This is a genomic window from Mesorhizobium sp. WSM4829, from assembly GCF_055811475.1.
Window position 1 is genome coordinate 39,878 of record NZ_JBVVQJ010000013.1, and the last position, 18,786, is coordinate 58,663.

Genomic DNA, 18,786 nt, shown 5'->3' on the forward strand with positions numbered 1-18,786 from the left:
TGGGCTAGACGTCGATCTCCAATGTTGGCACATTTGATGCGGGGATCACCAGCCGATATGCGGCGATTGAGCGAGGGGACGCATCATGGTTTCAACGACACTGGAACGACCGGACAAGTTTCGCATCGGCAGGGTTTTCAACGACAGCTTTGCTGTCATCAGCCGCAATATCGTGCTTTGCCTCGGGCTGGCAGTGCTGTTTTCAGGCTTGCCAACGTTGCTCTACCAGCTTTGGCTCTGGAAATGGGCAAGCGGCACCGAGACAGGCACTCCGGAGTTCTCGGCCCAACGCGTTATCGTTACAATCCTTGTCGTGCTGGCTTCCATGGTGTTGGCAGCGATCTTGCAGGCGACGCTGGTGCGCGCGGCCATCGAGGATCTGAATGGCAAGCGGCCATCAATGGGCGACAGCCTCAAGATGGCAATCTCCCTCCTGCTGCCGGTGATAGGCATCGCAGTACTGGTCTCTCTTGGTGCGGGATTGGGCTTCATGCTGCTCATCGTCCCCGGCATCATCCTATGGCTCCGCTGGTCGGTCGCCGTGCCGGTTCTGGTTCAGGAACGGCGGGGGGTGTTCGGCAGCATGAAGCGCAGCCGCGAGCTGACCAAAGGGAGCCGCTGGGCGCTGTTCGGATTCTGGATTATCCTGATCATAGCGGTGATCGTCATCCAGCTGGTCTTGAGCCAAGTCGTCATGGTCTTTGGCGTGACAACGGCTCTCATCCTGGATGCCCTGGTGACATCCGTCGTATCCGTGGTGACCTCGGTTGCGCCGGCGGTCAGCTATGTCGAGTTGCGGCAGGTCAAGGAAGGCACCAGCGTCGACGAACTGGCGGAGATCTTCTCATAGCGGCAAGGCCGCCTTCACCGCATCAGGATCGGCCTTGACTGGACAGGTTTACGTCATGGTTCAACGACATTGGAACGACCGGACAAGTTTCGCATCGGCAGGGTTTTCAGCAATAGTTTTGCGGTCATCGGCCGCAATCCGGGTCTGTTGGTCGGACTGGCGGCTCTTTTTTCCGCCCTTCCGGCACTGGTGCTCAACCTTTGGAATTACAGAAATCTTGCCAACCTTGATTTTGCCGATCCCGAAAGCCTGGCGGTTGCCGATCCATCGGCGGTTCTAGGCAACTCGCTAATATCGATGGCTTTTGGCTTGATCTATTTTGTGCTGGCTTTGTTGTTTCAGTCGTCACTGGTAAGGGCGACGATAGAAGACTTGAACGGCAAGCGCCCGGCAATCGGTGACTGCATCCAGATCGCCTTGCGTTGCATGTTCCCGACGCTCGGGATGGGCCTGGTTGTCTTCCTCACCATGATCCTCGCGTTAGTGGTGACGATGTTCGTGGCTGGCATGCTTATCACCGTTTTTGGAAACATCATTGTGTTCATCGCGTTCATCGCGTTGGTGGTTCCAGGCATCATGTTGTTCCTCGGTATATTGGTTTCCGTGCCCGTGCTGATCCAGGAGCGGCTTGGCGTGTTTGGTTCGATGTCGCGCAGCCGTGCTCTGACGAAGGGCAGCCGCTGGTCATTATTCGGTCTTTTGCTGGTTCTGTTCTTGGCGGCGATTGCCATCCAAATGGCGTTTGCATTGTTGTTTGGATTTACTTTCGCCATTACCGGCAGCCTTTCGACCGTTGGCCTTGTTGTCGGCGCAATCGGAAGCGCGCTTGTTTCGACAGTCGTGTCTACTTTGATGTCGGTTGCCATCGCGGTCAGCTACGTCGAACTGCGGCAAGTCAAGGAAGGCACCAGCGTCGACGAACTGGCGGAGATCTTCTCCTGACGCCGCCTACCACATCATGAAGGATGCGACATCTGCGTCGGAGACCTTGCCTGCGGTCACGTCGGTGATCGCCTGGTCGATTATTGCTGCGCCCTCGGCAACCTCGTCCTCGGTCAGCGTCAGCGGCGGCATGAATTCGAGCACATTGGCTTTCAGCCCAACATAGGTGAAGGCAGCACCCAGTTCGTAGCCGCGATAGATGATCTTGGCCGTCGTCGTTGCCGCGACCGGCTCGCGTGTCTTGCGGTCCGTGACCAGGTCGACGCCGACGGCTAGGCCACGCCCGCGCACGTCGCCGATGATCTCATGTTTTGCGCAGAGCGCCCGCAGTGCGTCTGAAAACAGCGTGCCGACGCGCGCCGAGCGTGCGACCAGACCTTCGCTGTCGATCGTTTTCAACACGGCGTTGCCGGCAGCCGTCGCAACCGGGTTGCCGGCGGTCGTCTGCAGAGCGAAGGCCGGCGCGTGGTCCATGATCTCCTTTGGGCCGACAACGGCCGAAAGCGGCAGGCCGCCGCCGATACCTTTACCGAAGACGACGAGATCCGGCGTCAATCCTTCGTGCTGGAAACAGTGCATCATGCCGCTGCGGGCCAGCCCGACCTTGACCTCGTCGACGACAATCTTGATGCCATGCCTGCGGCAACGTTCCTGCAACGCCTTGAGGAAGCCGGGCGGCGGCACGATCAGCCCGCCATTCGACATCAGCGGCTCGATAAACACTGCCGCGACCTGATGCGGCGGACAGGTGGTCTCGAACTGGTAGTCGAGCAGCGCAAGAACCGCCTCGGCACTAAACTGCGGCCGGAACGGATCGGGGTAGGGGAGCAGCAGCAGGCCCGGCCTTGGCAGCGTGTGGGTCATGGCGGTATGGCCGCTGATGCCCATCGAGCCGGAGAGATTGCCGTGATAGGAGCCGATGAAGGAGATGAAGCGCGAGCGGCCTGTGGCGGCCTGCAGCACACGCACCGCGCAGTCATTGGCGTCCGATCCGGAATGGCCGAACCAGACACGCCGCTCACCGTCGCCCGGCGTGATCGCCAGCAGCCGCTCGGCCAGCGAAACCGCTGGTTCGTTGGGGTAGAGCAAGAGGCTGGCGCCGGCCATGTCGCGGATCGCCGCCTCGACCGCCGCGACGATGGCCGGATGGCCGTAACCGAGGATTGCCGGACCGGCTGAGCCGGACAGGTCGAGCAGCGAGCGGCCGCCTTCCTCGATCAGCCGGTTGCCCCGGCCGCCGACGACGCTCAGCGGCGAGAAACGCAGCTTGCCAATCTGGGCGATGGTTATTGCATCGCGCTCGCGCAGATTGCTCATGACGCCTTCTCCTTCTGTTGCGCGGGCAAGACGGCGGCCAGGCGGTTCGCCCATGCCTCGATGCCGGAGCGGCTCGACAACAGATCCTGCCGGATCTCGATGAGGACGGCGGCAATGCCGCGGTCGTCGCCGTGGATGGGCACGGCGTAGTCGGCGTCGCGGCTGATCACGTAAGGCACGTTCGCCGCGACATTGAGCGCTTCGTCGTGGCGCAGGCCGGCAAGGATCGTTTCACCGAAATCGCCGGCGCGATCGTAAAGCACGCCGGCATGCCAGGGCCTGGGAACCCCGAGGAAGACCGGCGTAAAACTGTGGATCGTCGCGATCCGTGTCGGCCTGCCGTCCTTCGCCCGGCGGTCGAGATAGGCGGCCACCCGGTCATGGAAAGGCGCGAACATGATTTCGGCGCGCCGTGCCCGCTCGGACGGATCGAGGCCGATATTGCCGGGAATACCGGTGTCTTCGGACAGGTCAGGAATGCTGCCGCTCGTGCCCAGCGGCCGGTTGAGGTCGATCAGCAGCCGCGAATAGCCGCCGAGGAAGGCAGGTGCATCGAGCAGCACCGACAGACGGCGCGTCACTTCGGCGGCGCCGATATCCCAGGCGATGTGGCGTTGCAGATGGCTGATATCGAGCCCCAGCTGTCCGTACTCCGCCGGAATGTGGTTGGACGCATGCTCGCACAACAGCACGATGTCAGAGCGTCCATTTTCGTTGAGCACGTCGACGGCAGCCGGCCACTCATTCGCAAGCTTCGCAGCCATCAATAAAGCGTCCGGTAGAGGTCGCAAACAGCCACCGGATCGAGGCCGGCAAGGCGCTCGGTCTCGTGTCGCTTGAGCCCGACGAACGTCTCGACGAAGACCGGCGCGAACCACCCGGTGACGGTGCTGTCGGCGGTGAGCGCGTCGAGCGCCGCCGGCAGGGTTTCCGGCAGGCGCACCAGACCAAGCTTCTTGCGCTCCGCCTGGCTCATCAGCGTCGGGTCGCCGGTGACCAGCGGCGGTGTCGGCAGCTTTGCCTTCAGCCCTTCCAGCCCGGCCCGAATGATCGTCGCCAGGGACAGATAAGGATTGCCGGTGGCGTCGGCGGCCCGATATTCGATGTTGTATTGCGGCGCCGGATCGCGCCCACCGATCGTCACCGTCGGGCAGATGCGCAGGCTAGCCTCGCGGTCGCGATCGGCAAGCCAGGTGTAGGACGAACTCCAGCTATGCGGCTTCAGCCGGTAATAGGACGACACGCTCGCCGCCGTCATGGCGGTGATCCCAGGCAGATGGCGCAGCACGCCGGCGCAGAAGGCGCCGGCCTGGCTGGAAAGACCGCCCGGTCGCGCCGAATCGTAAGTCACCGGCTTGCCGGCCTCGTCGACAAAGCTGAAATGGATGTGGACGCCGTTGCCGACAGCATCGGGCGCGGGTTTGGGTGTGAAGCTGGCGCGCCATCCGGCATTGCGCGCGACTTCGCGGGTGATCTCGCGGATAGCGACGGCTCGGTCGGCTGCGGCAAGCGCATTGGTTGGCTCGTGCGTCACCTCGAACTGCTCGTTGCCGAACTCAGCGATGACGACTTCGGGCGCGACGCCCGCTTCCTCCAGCGCCGCCATCAGATTTGGCGCAAAGGGATCGGCGCGGCGCAATGCGGCGAACGACAGTGAATGACCCGGCACGAAGCCGGCATCGGCGATGTGGAATTCATGTTCGAAGGCGGCGATGACGGAAAGCCCGGTTGCCGCCTTCAACTCCGCCAGCGCATCGCTGAGCATGGTTCGCGTGCAGCCGACCCAGGGGCTGCCGTCGAGTTCGACAATGTTTCCCGCGACCATGTCGAACGGCGTCACCGACCCGGTTAGCGCCGTGCGAAAACGTGCGTTGAGGTCAGGCACCAGTCGCACATCGCCGGACGAACCCCAGGGATTGGGATCGACGATGGAATTGAACGGGGTCAGCGACAAATTGGCCTGCAGCCAGCCGACGCCGGTGGCAGCGATGTTCTGCAGCCTGCTTTCGACGACGGAGCGGCCGCGCGTGATCGCTGAGAGATCGGTGGTGACGACGGCAACGAGCGGTTCGACGGTCGATGTCATGCGGCTTTTCCCAAGGCTTCGAAGCGGGCGGCGACGGTAGCGGTGTCGGTGACCCAGCAATAGCCGCCGAAGGCTTTCAGCGCACCGTCGTGGCGCTCTTGCGTGGCGGCGGCACAAGCATCCGACACGCAGGTGACGAGATAGCCGCGATCGGCGGCGTCGCGCACCGCCATGTCGACGCACTGGTCGGTCATGATGCCGGCAACGATGAGGTAACGCACGCCGAGGTTTTTCAAGACATAATCGATGTTGGTCGAGTTGAATACGCCCGGCGAGGTCTTCGGCAGCATGATCTCGTCGCCGACCGGCGCCAGCGACGGCACCGGCAGGCCTGCCGGCCAGCTGGGCGCGATATGGATCGGCGTCAGCTTGTGGTCGAGCGAGCGATCGCGGCCGTCTTCCGTCAGGCTCTGTATGATGGTGTGGATCACCTCGACGCCATTGGCACGGGCAGCCGCCAGCAGCCGTTGCTGGTTGGGGATCGTCTGCGACGCCGTCTGCCGGTAGAAATAGTGGTCGGGGCCACGCTCCGGATGCGCCGGATCGGCGCCGGGCTCCAGCCAGACACGTTGCATGTCGACCAGCAGCAGCGCGGTTTCGCCGGCCCGGAACGGCTCGTTTCGTTTTGGCAATGCCTGCGTCATGCTTTCTGGTCCTGCCTCACTGATTTGGGTGATCTGGGTTGGGCTGATTTGGGCCCGGGCATCCTGCGCGCCGCGTTTTCTTCGGGGCCGGCACTGTCGAGGGTCACGGCATTGGCATGCCGCACCTCCTCCAATTTTTCGATGCGTTCGCGGGCGCCATCGCTCAGCGTGGCGACGATCTGCGCGACCAGCGCCTCCATCTGCGCCATCGCCGGCGCCAGCGTGTCATAGGGGGAGGCGACTTCCAGCGGGCTGACGATGGTGACTTCGGCGAGATCGGCGATCGGCGACAGCCATTGGTCGGTGAACAGCACGATGCGCACGTCGCGCGCCGCCGCCTGCCTGGTGTAGTCGATGACGTCGAACTGGTAGCGGCGATAATCGAAAACGACGAGCACGTCGCGTCGGCCAAGATCGGCCAGCGTGTCGAAGGCCTGTGCCGACAGCGCGCCGAGGTCGCGCACACCCGGCCTGAATTGCAGCATGTAGCCGGCGAGCATGCCGGCGATGTGGCGGCTGAAACGGCCGCCAAGCATGACCACCTCGCCCTTGGTCTCCATCAGCAAACGAGCGGCGCGCTCATAGCTCTGCAGCGGGGTCAGGCTGACGGATTTCTCGAGCGCGGCACCGACGGAGCCGAGATAGGCGAGGATGGCGCTGTCTTCCGCGCCTGTCGGCCGCTTGGCCTCCATCATCAGCAGCGGCGAATGCAGTCTGGCCTCGACTTCGGCCAGAAGCTTGGCCTGGAAGTCCGGAAAGCCGTCATAGCCGAGCTTCACCACCAGCCTGACCACGGTTGGGTCACTGACGCCGGCGCGCCGGGCGAGTGACGAAGCGGTCCCGAGACCAGAGGTCGGATAGTCGGTCAGAAGCAGCCGGACGATCTTTTCCTCCGACGGCGTCAGCGCAAGATCCCCGCGCATCAGAACATCGCGTATCGCCATAGGCCTCCCCAAAATCCGCGCTGGGCTTGCTCTGCCTCGTTGTGTCGAGTTTATTACAGAGATTTTAATTTCGGTCAATAATGAAGAGATGTTGACATAGCGGGACGACTGGTCTTAGCTTTGTCACAAAGCAGCCAAGAGACTGTGGGGAACAGCCCATGCGGACTGGAAGCGACGTCATTGTCGTCGGCGCGGGTATCGTTGGATCGAGCGCGACCTATTACCTGGCTGCGTCCGGCGTGACGGTGACGCTTGTCGAGCAGACGCATCCCGCCGGCGGACCGTCCGGCAAGTCCTCGGCCCTGCTGCACGCCTTCTATCTCTTGCCGGAACTGTCACAGCTTGCCATTCGTGGCCGCGAGATCCTCGTATCATTGCCGGAGATATCGGGCGAGGGCCCTTTCGTTACCGAAATCGGCATGATGTGGGTCTGCGGCAACGACAATGAAGCGAGCTGGAAGGCCGCCGCCGAAAGGATTCGCGGCGAGGGCGCATTGATCGAGACGCTGTCGCCGCAAGCCTTCGCCAACGCCGCACCGGGCTTTGCACTGGCCAATGTCGCGCTGGCGCTATGGGAGCCCGAATACGGCTATGCCGACGCCTTCGGCGCAACCAATGCAATTGCCCGTGCCGCCAAGGCACGCGGTGCCAGGATCATGCAGAACACCCTCGTCGAACGGCTTGTGAAAGAGGGCGACCGCATCAGCGGCGTCGCGCTCGCCGATGGAACGGTGCTGAAGGCCGACGCCGTGGTGCTCGCCGCCGGGCCGTGGACACGCCGCCTGCTGGCGACGGTCGGCCTCGACCTGCCGCTGCATGTCGAGCGTCATCCGATGGCCGTGCTCGACGCAGCCGGAAAGGCGCGCCAGGTCATGCCTTTTGCCTGGTGCGACGACATCTCCTGCAATTATGCGCGGCCCGACGGTGACGGTGTCATCCTTGCCGGCAGCTGGGCCGGCGGCGGCACAGGCGTGCGCCACGAACAGGCCGGTCGTCCGCGTTTCGTCGACAATCCCGACGACTACATGGAAGGCGTCGAGGAATCAGAATCGGTCGAGATCCTCGAGACCTTCGCGGCGCGGGTGCCGGCGATGGCCGAGCTGGGCATCCGTCCCGGCTATGCCGGGCTATACGACATGAGCCCCGACGACCTGCCGGTGATCGGAGCCATGCCCGGCGTCGATGGTCTGTTCGTCTCTGCCGGCTCCTCCGGCCATGGTTTCAAGACTGGTCCGGCGGTCGGCGAAGCGGTGGCCAGGCTGGTCACCGAAGGCGCCCAGCCGATGCTGGCGCCGTTTTCGCCCAGCCGCTTCAAGGTCGCCTGATGGCATCGGCGGCGAGGGGCGAGACAAGCGCGTGGTCGTTCATGCCGGCCGCGTTCCGCAACGCCAGCGCCGATGCGCTCTGCATGGTGACGGTGCTGCTGCTGGCAGCGTTTATTGTCTTCTTCTTCGGTGGCGCCGCCATGCAGCGCGTCGTCACCTATGCCGCGATCATGCTGACGGCGGTGCTCGGCCTGCAGATCTTTTCCGGCAACAGCGGCATCGTCTCCTTCGGCCACGCCGCCTTTGTCGGCCTCGGCGCCTATGCCACCGGCATCCTGACCATGCCGGCGGCGCTGCAGCGCACTGCGTTGCGCGACCTGCCGCAGTTCCTCGCTGGTTATGAACTCTCTTTCTTCGCGGCGCTGGCCGTCGTGCTGATCCTTGCGGTCGTCATCGGCCTGCTGACCGGCACGCCGCTGCTCAGGTTGTCCGGATCGAGCGCATCTATCGCCACGCTCGCCATGTTGATCATCGTCTACACGCTGCTGGTTGCCGGGCGCGAGATCACCCGCGGCAGCCAGCCCTTTTACGGCGTGCCGCGCGAGGTCGGTCTGTGGACCGCCATCGGCGTCGCTTCGGTGGCACTGGTGATGGCGAGGCTCTTTCGGGAAACCGCCTTCGGCCTTGCCACCCGCGCCGCCGCCAATGACGAGCGTGGTGCGGCTGCCGTCGGCGTCGACCAGCGCACCTCGCGGCTGGCCGCCTGGGTGGTGGGCGCGGTCGCCGCCATGGCCGCCGGCGCCATGATGGCGCAGTTCCTCGGCGCGTTCTCGCCGCGCGATTTCTATTTCGACCTCGGCTTCACCTTGTTGGCCATGCTCATCGTCGGCGGCATGAACTCCTCGCTCGGCGCCTTTGCCGGCGTCGTCGTCACCATCGTGGTGATCGAGGTGGTGCGTCGTTTCGAAGGCGGCGGCGAGGTGTTCGGCCTGCATCTGCCGGTGCTGTTCGGCCTGACCCAGGGTGTGCTTGCCATTGCCATGATCCTGGTCATCTGGCGGCGGCCAACCGGCCTGTTCGGCGAGCGCGAGCTGAACCTTTTGCGCCGGCCCGGCCGCAAGGCCGCCACGCTTCCTGCTGCGCCGCTGCTTCATGCCGAGCGCGACCGGCTGGCCGCCGACCATCTGTCGCGGCGCTATGCCGGTGTCATCGCCGTCGACGACGTCACGCTCGCCTTCGACACCGACAGCATCACCGGCATCATCGGCCCGAACGGCGCCGGCAAGACCACACTGCTCAACATGCTGGCCGGCGACGTCGAGCCGAGCGCCGGCATGGTGTCTATCGGCGGTTTGGTGAGGCAGGCCTCGGCCTTTCGCTTCGCCCGCTCCGGCGTTGCCCGCACTTTCCAGAACATCCGCGTCTTCGCGCAAATGACCGTGCTGGAAAATGTCGTGGTCGCCGCCCGCTCGGTCGAGCCCGATCTTGCCAATGCCGAGGCGGCGGCGATGCGCGAGCTTTCGCGCATGGGGCTGGAGAAATTTGCCGATCAACCCGCCGCCAGGCTCGCCTACGGCCAGCGCCGCCGGCTGGAGGTGGCGCGTGCGCTGGCGCTGAAGCCGCGCTTCCTGCTGCTCGACGAGCCCGCCGCCGGCATGAACGCGGTCGAGACCGCCGAGCTGGTTTCCATCCTCTCGGCCGTCCGCGCCGCGCGCCGCATCGGCGTCGTCCTGATCGAGCACGATATGCGGCTGGTGATGAACCTGTGCGAACGCATCGTCGTCATCGACCATGGCCGCGTCATCGCCGACGGCACGCCGGCCGAGGTGCAGAACAACCCTGCCGTCGTCGCCGCCTATCTCGGCAGCCGCACCGCCCGCGCCAAGACAGGACAAGAGACGCCCGCCAGCGAAACGCCCGCAAGTGAAACCGCATGAACCGTGTAGCCAACGACAATAAATCCAGAAGGAGAACCGACATGCCAAAGCTCTATCGCCTCCGCCGCGCCGCCCTCTATGCGGCGGTGTTCGGCATGACCCTCGCCCTCGTTTCCAAGGCTTCAGCCGAGGAGATCATCATTGGCGCCGCGACGGCGCAGACCGGTGGTCTTGCTCCCTACGACCAGCCGGCACTCGCCGGCCTGCGCATGGCGCTCGACGAACTCAACGCCAAGGGTGGGCTTGGCGGCAAATACACCGCCAGGCTGATCATCAAGGACACCCGATCCGATACGGCGCAGACCGCCACCGTCGCCCAGGAATTGATCGACGCCGGCGCCAAGATCATGATCACGCCTTGCGACGCCGATCCCTCGATCTCGGCCGGCCAGCTCACCCAGCCGCTCGGTATTCCGACATTGACGCTTTGCGGCTCCGCCCCGGTGCTCACCGCCGCGGTCGGCGACGTCATGTTCGGCACCTATCCAGCCGACAATGTGCAGGCGACCGCGGTCGCCAACTTCGCCATCGCCGAAGGCAAGAAGAAGGTCTATCTCCTGACCTCGCCGGACTCCACCTACACCGCCAACCTGCCCGAGTATTTCGGCAAGGTGTTTGAGAAGAAAGGCGGCGCCGTCGTTGGCCGCGGTACTTTCACCATGGGCCAGCCGGACTTTTCCGCCGAGATCACCAACATCAAGAGCCTTGCCGACCAGCCGGACCTGATCATGACCGCCGCCTATGAGCCTGATTTTCCGGCCTTCATCCAGCAATTGCGCGGTGCCGGCGTCACCGTTCCGGTCTATGGCGCCGACGCCATCGGCACGCCGACCGTCAAGGGTTTGGGCAAGCTGGTCGACGGCGTCGTCTATACGGCAGCCGGCTATGCCGAGCCGGGCAGCAAGCTGGAGGCTTTCAACACCGCCTTCGCCAAATATGCCGGCCACGCGCCGGAATCGACCTATGAGGTGAACGGCTACGAGATCGGGCTGATCCTCGACCAGGCGGTCAAGACGGCCGGCTCGGATGATCCGAAGGCGATCCGCGACGCCATTGCCGGCCTCAAGGACTTTGATGGCATCACCGGCAAGATCACCTATGCCGGCACCGACCGCATGCCGCTGCGGCCGGTGGCGCTGATGCGTTATGAAGGCGGCGAGGGCAAGCATATCCAGACCATGATTCCCGACGCCGCCGACGTTCCGGCGCCGTGACATCATGCTGAGCGTCGAAGCCCTGAGGATCCGCTACGGCGAGGTCGAGGCGGTGCGCCGCGTCGATCTCGCCGTCGACAGCGGCGAGATCATCGCGCTGGTCGGCGCCAATGGCGCCGGCAAGAGCTCGACGCTTGGCGCCATTGCCGGGCTGGTCCCGGCCGTCTCCGGGAAAGTGGTCTTCGACGGCGTCGATATCACCGGCCTGGCGCCTGAGGCGATCGCCCGCAAGGGGGTGTCGCTGGTGCCGGAAGGCCGGCGCATTTTCGCCGGCCTGACCGTGGCCGACAATCTGCGTCTCGGCGGTGCGATGCACCTGCCGGCGGTGGAGGTGAGGGTGCGCGAAGAGGAGATGCTGGAGCTGTTTCCGGTCCTGCGGCGCTACCACCGCGTCAAGGGCGGCAATCTCTCCGGCGGCGAGCAGCAGATGCTGGCGATCGCTCGCGCATTGATGGGCAAGCCGCGCATGGTGCTGCTCGACGAACCGTCGCTCGGTCTTGCCCCGCAATTGATCGACACGGTCTTCGACCTGATCGCCGAACTGCGCCGCAGCGGGCTGACCATCCTTCTCGTCGAGCAGAACGTGGCGCTGGCGCTGGAGGTCGCCGACCGCGCCATCGTGCTTGCCAATGGCGAGGTGGTGCTATCGGGCACCGCCAAGGAACTCGCCACCTCGGACCTCGTCCGCCAAGCCTATCTCGGAGCCTGAGCCATGATCGCGCAGCAGATCATCAATGCGGTGAGCCTCGGCGGCGTCTATGCGCTGCTGGCACTTGGTTTGGCGATCGTCTTTTCCATCGTCGGCCTGATCAACTTCGCCCATGGCGAGCTGATGACATTGTCGGGCTATGCCTTGCTTGCCGCGCTGGTTTTCGGTCTGCCGTTTCCAGCGGCGGTGCTCGTCGCCGTCTCCTGCGGCGCGCTCGCAGCGGTTGCCATGGAGCGTGTTGCCTTTCGCCCGATGCGCGGCGCCAGCGTCACCAGCCTGCTTCTGACCAGCTTCGCCGTTTCGAGCCTGCTGAAGGTCGTCTTCCAGAACGGCATCTCGGCTCGGCCGCAGCCGGTCGCCATGCCCGGCTGGATGACCGGCGCCTTCTCGTTCGGCGACTTCACCATCGGCGTCGGCCCGAGCATCTCCATCGTTGTCTCGGCCCTGGCCTTGATTGCGCTGGAACTCTTCCTGCGCCGCACGGTGACTGGCACCGCCATGCGCGCCGCGGCCGAGGATTTCAACGTCGTCCGCCTGATGGGCATCCCGGCCAGCCGCATCATCGCCACCGCCTTTTTGCTTTCCGGCCTGCTCGCCGGACTGGCGGCGATGCTGTGGGTGGCGCAGCGCGCCTCCGTCGACCCGCTGATGGGCTTTACCCCAGTGCTGAAGGCGTTCATCGCCGCCGTCGTCGGCGGGCTGGGCAGCCTGCCCGGTGCGGTCGCTGGCGGCTTCCTGCTCGGCATCATCGAAGTGTTGCTGCAGGCGACGCTGCCGGCGGCGGTCGCACCCTACCGCGACGCCATCGTGCTGTCGGGCGTCATCGCCGTGCTGCTGGTGCGGCCGCAAGGCCTGATCCCGGCGGTTCGCGTGCAGCGGAGCTAGAGCATGATCCCGAAAAGTGGGAACCGGTTTTCGGAAAAGATCATGCAACAATAAGAAGGTACTATGTACACGAAACCCGAATTCGCACCGCTGTCGCTGGACGAGGTGTTTGGCCTGTTCGAGGCGGCGGCCTTCGCCACGGTGGTGACATCGGGACCACAGGGGATCGTCGCATCGCATCTGCCCTTCGTGCTCGACCGCGAGCGGGGAGCGAACGGCACGCTGGTGTCGCATCTGGCCCGGCAGAACCCGCACAGCGCGCTGATCGCCGAGGGCAGGGAGACGATGGCAATCTTCCACGGACCGCATGGCTATATCTCGCCCTCCTGGTATCCGCGCAACCCGGTGCGCGACAGCGCGCCGACCTGGAATTTCGCCGTCGTCCATTGCCATGGCCGGCCGTTTCAGCTCGACGATCACGCCACCGCCCGGCATCTGCAGCGGCTTGTCGACGTGCTGGAAAAGGACCGCGACGATCGCTGGCGCATGCGCGAACTCGGGCCGGGCGGCATGCAGCGGCGCATCCCGCATATTCTGGGTTTCGACCTGCCGATCGAACGGCTCGAGGCCAAGTTCAAGATGGGCCAGGACGAACGGCTCTACGATACCAATGCCGCGATTGGCAGGCTTGAGGAAAGCGATCCGGCGCTGGCGACGATGATGAAGATGCACAACGCGCATCGCAAGGACTGACCGTTGCAGCAATGCGGGCAAGGACAAAATGATCCCCAATCTCAACATCGTCCCCTTCGTCAGCGTCGACCACATGATGAAGCTGGTGCTGAGGATCGGCGTCGAGGGTTTCCTCACCGAGCTCGCCTTCTATATCGAGGACGATTTCCGCCGCTGGGAGGCCTTCGACAAGTCGCCGCGCCTCGCCTCGCACAGCGCCGAGGGCGTCATCGAGCTGATGCCGACCAGCGACGGCGAGGTCTATGGCTTCAAATATGTCAATGGCCATCCGAAGAACATGCGCGAAGGCCGCCAGACGGTGACCGCCTTCGGCATGCTCGCCGATGTCCACAACGGCTACCCGGTGCTTTTGTCGGAAATGACGATCCTGACCGCGCTGCGCACCGCGGCGATGTCGGCGCTGGCGGCCAAACATCTGGCGCCGGCCGGTGCGAACTGCATGGCGCTGATCGGCAACGGCGCCCAGGCCGAATTCCAGGCGCTGGCCTTCAAGGCCTTGCTCGGTGTGCGCGAATTGCGCTTCTACGACATCGACCGCACGGCGACGGAAAAATGCATCCGCAATCTCGCCGGGCTGGGCTTCGACATGGTCGCCTGCCGCTCTACCGAAGAGGCCGTCGAGGGAGCCGGGATCATCACCACCGTCACCGCCGACAAGCAGTATGCCACCATCCTCACCGACAACATGGTCGGCTCGGGCGTCCACATCAACGCCGTCGGCGGCGATTGCCCTGGCAAAACCGAACTGCATCGCGACATCCTGCTGCACTCCGATATCTTCGTCGAATATCCGCCGCAGACCCGCATCGAGGGCGAGGTCCAGCAGCTTGCACCCGATCATCCGGTGACCGAGCTGTGGCGGGTCATTGCCGGCGTGGCTGAAGGCCGTCGCGATGCCAGCCAGATCACGCTGTTCGATTCCGTCGGCTTCGCCATCGAGGATTTCTCGGCGCTGCGCTATGTCAGGGACCAGTTGCCATCGACCGGCCTCTACCAGCAACTCGACATGCTGGCCGACCCCGACGAGCCGCGCGACCTGTTCGGGATGTTGTTGAGGGCGGCGGCTGCGAAGACTGCGCAGGTGGCGTTGTAGCGCCGGTGGGCGGCACTCAAAATTGTCGATGTCGGCGCCGCCCCTCATCGCCCTGCCGGGCCCTTCTCCCCGTGTATAGTGACGGGGAGAAGGGCGCTATCGCCAAGGATTTCGCCAATCTCCAGCGTTGCAGAAAGGGCGCCGCGGCCGCGGCCAGCTTCCCTTCCCCCGTCACTATACGGGGAGAAGGTGCCGGCAGGCGGATGAGGGGCAGCGCAAACGTCGAGCCATTCCCCGCGGCGGGGTGACAGCAGCAGATAAATGCCGTATACTCACATAAAGATGTCTTTATGTCGCTTAAGCGCGACCGTCGCCCTGAGGACGAAATATGTCGCAAAATCCATCGTCGTTGCACGACCTGTTCGGCCCCGTCGCGGCCAAGCCCGACGGTTCGGAAGTGCTTGCTGCGCTGACGGCGGCGGCGCGCGAACGCATCCTCATCCTCGATGGCGCCATGGGCACGCAGATCCAGGGCCTGGGCTTCGACGAGAACCATTTCCGTGGCGACAAATTCGCAGAGTGCGCCTGCCATCAGCAGGGCAACAACGACCTGCTGATCCTGACGCAGCCCAAGGCGATCGAGGAGATTCACTATCAATACGCCATCGCCGGGGCGGACATCCTTGAAACCAACACCTTCTCCTCGACCTCCATCGCCCAGGCTGATTACGGCATGGAGGACGCGGTCTACGCTCTGAACCGCGACGGTGCACGGCTGGTGCGCAGGGCAGCGGCAAGGGCCGAGCAGGAGGACGGCAAGCGTCGTTTCGTCGCCGGTGCGCTGGGGCCGACCAACCGCACCGCCTCGATGTCGCCCGACGTCAACAATCCCGGTTACCGCGCCGTGACGTTCGACGAATTGCGCCTTGCCTATGGCGAGCAGCTGCGCGGTCTCATCGACGGCGGCGCCGACATCATCCTGATCGAGACCATATTTGATACGCTGAACGCCAAGGCGGCAATCTTCGCGGCAGAAGAGATCTTCATCGAGAAGGACGTGCGTCTGCCGGTGATGATTTCCGGCACGATAACCGACCTGTCCGGTCGCACCCTGTCGGGCCAGACGCCGACGGCTTTCTGGCATTCGGTCCGCCACGCCAACCCGTTCACGATAGGCCTCAATTGCGCGCTGGGCGCCAAGGCCATGCGCGCGCATCTGGACGAAATATCCGGCGTCGCCGACACCTTTGTTTGCGCCTATCCGAATGCCGGCCTGCCCAATGAATTCGGCCAATATGACGAAAGCCCGGAGTTCATGGCCGCGCAGATCGAGGATTTCGCGCGCGACGGCCTGGTCAATATCGTCGGTGGCTGCTGCGGCTCGACGCCCGACCACATCCGCGCCATCGCACAGGCCGTGAAGAAATATCCGCCGCGCGCTGTTCCCGACATCGAGCCGAAGATGCGCCTTTCGGGGCTCGAGCCGTTCACGCTGACCGACGAGATTCCGTTCGTCAATGTCGGCGAGCGCACCAACGTCACCGGCTCGGCGAAATTCAGGAAGCTGATCACCGCCGGCGACTATGCCGCGGCGCTCGAAATCGCCCGCGACCAGGTCGCCAATGGCGCACAGATCATCGACATCAACATGGACGAAGGCCTGATCGATTCGAAGGAGGCAATGGTCTGTTATCTCAACCTGATCGCCGCCGAGCCGGACATCGCCCGTGTACCCGTGATGATCGACAGTTCCAAATGGGAGATCATCGAAGCCGGCCTGAAATGCGTGCAGGGCAAGCCGCTGGTCAATTCCATCTCGATGAAGGAGGGCGAGGAGGCTTTTCTGCACCATGCGAAGCTCGTCCGCGCGTATGGCGCGGCGGTGGTCGTCATGGCCTTCGATGAGGATGGCCAGGCCGACACCCAGGCGCGCAAGGTCGAAATCTGCACCCGCGCCTACAGACTGTTGACCGAGCAGGCCGGATTCCCGCCCGAGGACATCGTTTTCGACCCGAACATCTTTGCCATCGCCACCGGCATCGACGAGCACAACAATTACGGCGTCGACTTCATCGAAGCCGCCAGGCAGATCACCGCGACGCTTCCGCATGTCCACATATCGGGCGGCGTGTCGAACCTCTCCTTCTCGTTTCGCGGCAACGAGCCGGTGCGCGAGGCCATGCATGCCGTGTTCCTCTACCATGCCATCCAGGCCGGCATGGACATGGGCATCGTCAACGCCGGACAGCTTGCCGTCTATGACACCATCGATCCCGAACTGCGCGAAGCCTGCGAGGACGTCGTCAACAACCGCCAGCCGAAGGGCGGCGGCGCCGCGACCGAACGCCTGCTGGAACTCGCCGAACGTTTTAGGGGCACGGCGGGCAAGGAAGCGCAGGAACGCGATCTCGCCTGGCGCGACTGGCCGGTCGAGCAGCGCATTTCGCACGCACTGGTCAACGGCATCACCGAATTCATCGACCAGGACACGGACGAGGCGCGGCGCGCCGCCGAGCGTCCGCTGCATGTCATCGAAGGTCCTCTGATGGCCGGCATGAATGTCGTCGGCGATCTGTTCGGCGCGGGAAAGATGTTCCTGCCGCAAGTGGTGAAATCCGCCCGCGTCATGAAGCAGGCCGTCGCCGGCCTGCTGCCGCACATGGAGGCGGAGAAGCTGGCGAATGCCGCCAAAGGCGTCGACACCGGCGAGCGCCAGACCGCCGGCAAGATCCTGATGGCGACGGTGAAGGGCGATGTCCACGACATCGGCAAGAACATCGTCGGCGTGGTTCTGGCCTGCAACAATTACGAGATCATCGACCTCGGCGTCATGGTGCCGGCGGCAAAGATCCTGCAGACGGCGCGCGAGCTAAAGGTCGACATCATCGGCCTGTCCGGCCTGATCACGCCCTCGCTCGACGAGATGGCGCACATGGCCGCCGAGATGGAGCGCGAGGGTTTTGACATTCCGCTGTTGATCGGCGGCGCGACGACCAGCCGCGTGCATACGGCAGTTAAGATCCATCCGCGCTATGTCAGGGGCCAGACGGTCTACGTCACCGATGCCAGCCGCGCCGTCGGTGTGGTGTCGGCGCTGCTGTCGAACGAGACCAGGGGCGGCTATGTCGACAATGTTCGCGCCGAATACAAGAAGGTTGCCGATGCGCATGCGCGCAGCGAAGCCGACAAGCAGCGCTTGCCGCTGGCCAAGGCGCGAGCCAACGCCCACCGGATCGACTGGGCCGGCTACGCGCCGCCAAAACCGTCGTTCCGCGGCCTGAAAGTCTTCGAAGGCTGGGACTTGGCCGAGCTCGCGCGCTATATCGACTGGACGCCCTTCTTCCAGACCTGGGAGCTGAAGGGGCGTTTTCCCAAAATCCTCGACGACGAGGCGCAAGGGCCGGCGGCACGCCAGCTCTTCGAGGACGCCCAGGCGATGCTGAAAATGATCATCGCGGAAAAATGGTTCGCGCCGAGGGGCGTCATCGGCTTCTGGCCGGCGAATACCGTCGGCGACGACATCAGGCTGTTCGCCGATGATGCCAGGTCGCAGGAACTGGCGACCTTCTTCACGCTGCGCCAGCAGCTGACCAAGCGCGACGGCAAGGCGAACGTCGCGCTGTCGGATTTCGTCGCGCCTTTGGACAGCGGCAAGGCCGACTATCTCGGCGGCTTCATCGTCACCGCCGGCATCGAGGAAGCGGCGATCGCCGAGCGCTTCGAACGTGCCAACGACGACTACTCGTCGATCATGGTCAAGGCGCTGGCCGACCGTTTCGCCGAGGCCTTCGCCGAGCGCCTGCACGAACGCGTGCGCAAGGATTTTTGGGCCTATGCGCCGGATGAGGATCTGGCGCCGGACGAACTGATCGGCGAACCCTATCGCGGCATTCGCCCGGCGCCCGGCTATCCGGCGCAGCCCGACCACACCGAGAAAGCGACGCTGTTCCGCCTGCTCGACGGCGAGCGCAACGCCGGCGTCAGCCTGACCGAGAGCTTTGCGATGTGGCCTGGCTCCTCCGTGTCCGGCATCTACCTGTCGCATCCCGAAAGCTATTATTTCGGCGTGGCCAAGGTCGAGCGCGACCAGGTCGAGGACTATGCGCGCCGCAAGGCCATGCCGCTCGCCGAGGTCGAGCGCTGGCTCGGCCCTATACTCAACTATGTGCCGACCCCCTTCGCCGAAGCCGCGCAGTAAGGCAGCAGCTTTTGACCTGGCCATCGCGGCCGATGACCAGGTGCGTCGCTTCGAGAGCAACGGCCTGGC

15 protein-coding genes are annotated in these 18,786 nt (G+C 64.3%); 10 read left to right on the forward strand and 5 right to left on the reverse strand.

What is annotated here, in order from left to right; translation table 11 throughout:
* The first annotated feature begins 85 nt into the window (after positions 1-85).
* Both AC0L17_RS14785 and AC0L17_RS14790 read left to right on the forward strand, forming a co-directional pair.
* Positions 86-850, forward strand: coding sequence for a glycerophosphoryl diester phosphodiesterase membrane domain-containing protein (locus tag AC0L17_RS14785; RefSeq protein WP_473516371.1), 765 nt, complete (start codon positions 86-88; stop codon positions 848-850).
* Positions 851-919: 69 nt separating this feature from the next.
* On the forward strand, positions 920-1,792 hold the full coding sequence (locus AC0L17_RS14790) for a DUF7847 domain-containing protein (RefSeq protein ID WP_473516372.1): 873 nt from the start codon (positions 920-922) through the stop codon (positions 1,790-1,792).
* A 6-nt stretch (positions 1,793-1,798) separates the two neighbouring features.
* Here the strand turns inward: AC0L17_RS14790 and AC0L17_RS14795 are convergent, their stop codons facing one another.
* From AC0L17_RS14795 to AC0L17_RS14815, 5 genes are read right to left on the reverse strand one after another with little or no spacing between them, the layout of a single operon-like run.
* A complete protein-coding gene (locus tag AC0L17_RS14795) occupies positions 1,799-3,109 on the reverse strand; it encodes an aspartate aminotransferase family protein (protein WP_473516373.1) in 1,311 nt (436 codons plus the stop codon).
* Positions 3,106-3,873: an N-formylglutamate amidohydrolase gene (locus AC0L17_RS14800; RefSeq protein WP_473516374.1), complete on the reverse strand. Its 768-nt coding sequence runs from the start codon at positions 3,871-3,873 to the stop codon at positions 3,106-3,108. Before AC0L17_RS14800 ends, AC0L17_RS14795 begins: the two co-directional genes overlap by 4 nt.
* Positions 3,873-5,195, reverse strand: a complete 1,323-nt coding sequence (locus AC0L17_RS14805) for a type I glutamate--ammonia ligase (RefSeq protein ID WP_473516375.1) — start codon at positions 5,193-5,195, stop codon at positions 3,873-3,875. The genes AC0L17_RS14800 and AC0L17_RS14805 overlap by 1 nt, the downstream gene beginning before the upstream one ends.
* Positions 5,192-5,839: a cysteine hydrolase family protein gene (locus AC0L17_RS14810; RefSeq protein WP_473516376.1), complete on the reverse strand. Its 648-nt coding sequence runs from the start codon at positions 5,837-5,839 to the stop codon at positions 5,192-5,194. Before AC0L17_RS14810 ends, AC0L17_RS14805 begins: the two co-directional genes overlap by 4 nt.
* Positions 5,836-6,783 carry a MurR/RpiR family transcriptional regulator gene (locus AC0L17_RS14815; RefSeq protein WP_473516377.1) on the reverse strand — a complete coding sequence of 316 codons (948 nt, stop codon included), beginning with the start codon at positions 6,781-6,783 and terminating at the stop codon, positions 5,836-5,838. Before AC0L17_RS14815 ends, AC0L17_RS14810 begins: the two co-directional genes overlap by 4 nt.
* A gap of 158 nt (positions 6,784-6,941) precedes the next feature.
* Here AC0L17_RS14815 and AC0L17_RS14820 point away from each other — a divergent pair, with 158 nt between their 5' ends.
* The 8 genes from AC0L17_RS14820 to metH all read left to right on the forward strand — a co-directional run bounded on the left by AC0L17_RS14820 (position 6,942) and on the right by metH (position 18,717).
* Positions 6,942-8,108, forward strand: coding sequence for an NAD(P)/FAD-dependent oxidoreductase (locus tag AC0L17_RS14820; RefSeq protein WP_473516378.1), 1,167 nt, complete (start codon positions 6,942-6,944; stop codon positions 8,106-8,108).
* Positions 8,108-9,985: a branched-chain amino acid ABC transporter ATP-binding protein/permease gene (locus tag AC0L17_RS14825; protein ID WP_473516379.1), complete on the forward strand. Its 1,878-nt coding sequence runs from the start codon at positions 8,108-8,110 to the stop codon at positions 9,983-9,985. Before AC0L17_RS14820 ends, AC0L17_RS14825 begins: the two co-directional genes overlap by 1 nt.
* 41 nt (positions 9,986-10,026) lie before the next feature.
* Positions 10,027-11,199, forward strand: coding sequence for an ABC transporter substrate-binding protein (locus tag AC0L17_RS14830; RefSeq protein ID WP_473516380.1), 1,173 nt, complete (start codon positions 10,027-10,029; stop codon positions 11,197-11,199).
* 4 nt (positions 11,200-11,203) lie between these two features.
* A complete protein-coding gene (locus AC0L17_RS14835) occupies positions 11,204-11,908 on the forward strand; it encodes an ABC transporter ATP-binding protein (protein ID WP_473516381.1) in 705 nt (234 codons plus the stop codon).
* Between the two features lie 3 nt (positions 11,909-11,911).
* Positions 11,912-12,793: a branched-chain amino acid ABC transporter permease gene (locus AC0L17_RS14840; protein ID WP_091591683.1), complete on the forward strand. Its 882-nt coding sequence runs from the start codon at positions 11,912-11,914 to the stop codon at positions 12,791-12,793.
* Positions 12,794-12,856: 63 nt separating this feature from the next.
* The gene (locus AC0L17_RS14845; protein WP_473516382.1) at positions 12,857-13,486 is read left to right on the forward strand and encodes an FMN-binding negative transcriptional regulator; all 630 of its coding nucleotides are present in this window, start codon (positions 12,857-12,859) and stop codon (positions 13,484-13,486) included.
* A 28-nt stretch (positions 13,487-13,514) separates the two neighbouring features.
* Entirely contained in the window at positions 13,515-14,579 is a 1,065-nt protein-coding gene (locus AC0L17_RS14850; protein WP_473516383.1) for an ornithine cyclodeaminase, read from the forward strand.
* A 328-nt stretch (positions 14,580-14,907) separates the two neighbouring features.
* Positions 14,908-18,717, forward strand: coding sequence for a methionine synthase (gene metH / locus AC0L17_RS14855; protein WP_473516384.1), 3,810 nt, complete (start codon positions 14,908-14,910; stop codon positions 18,715-18,717).
* Positions 18,718-18,786: the final 69 nt, after the last annotated feature.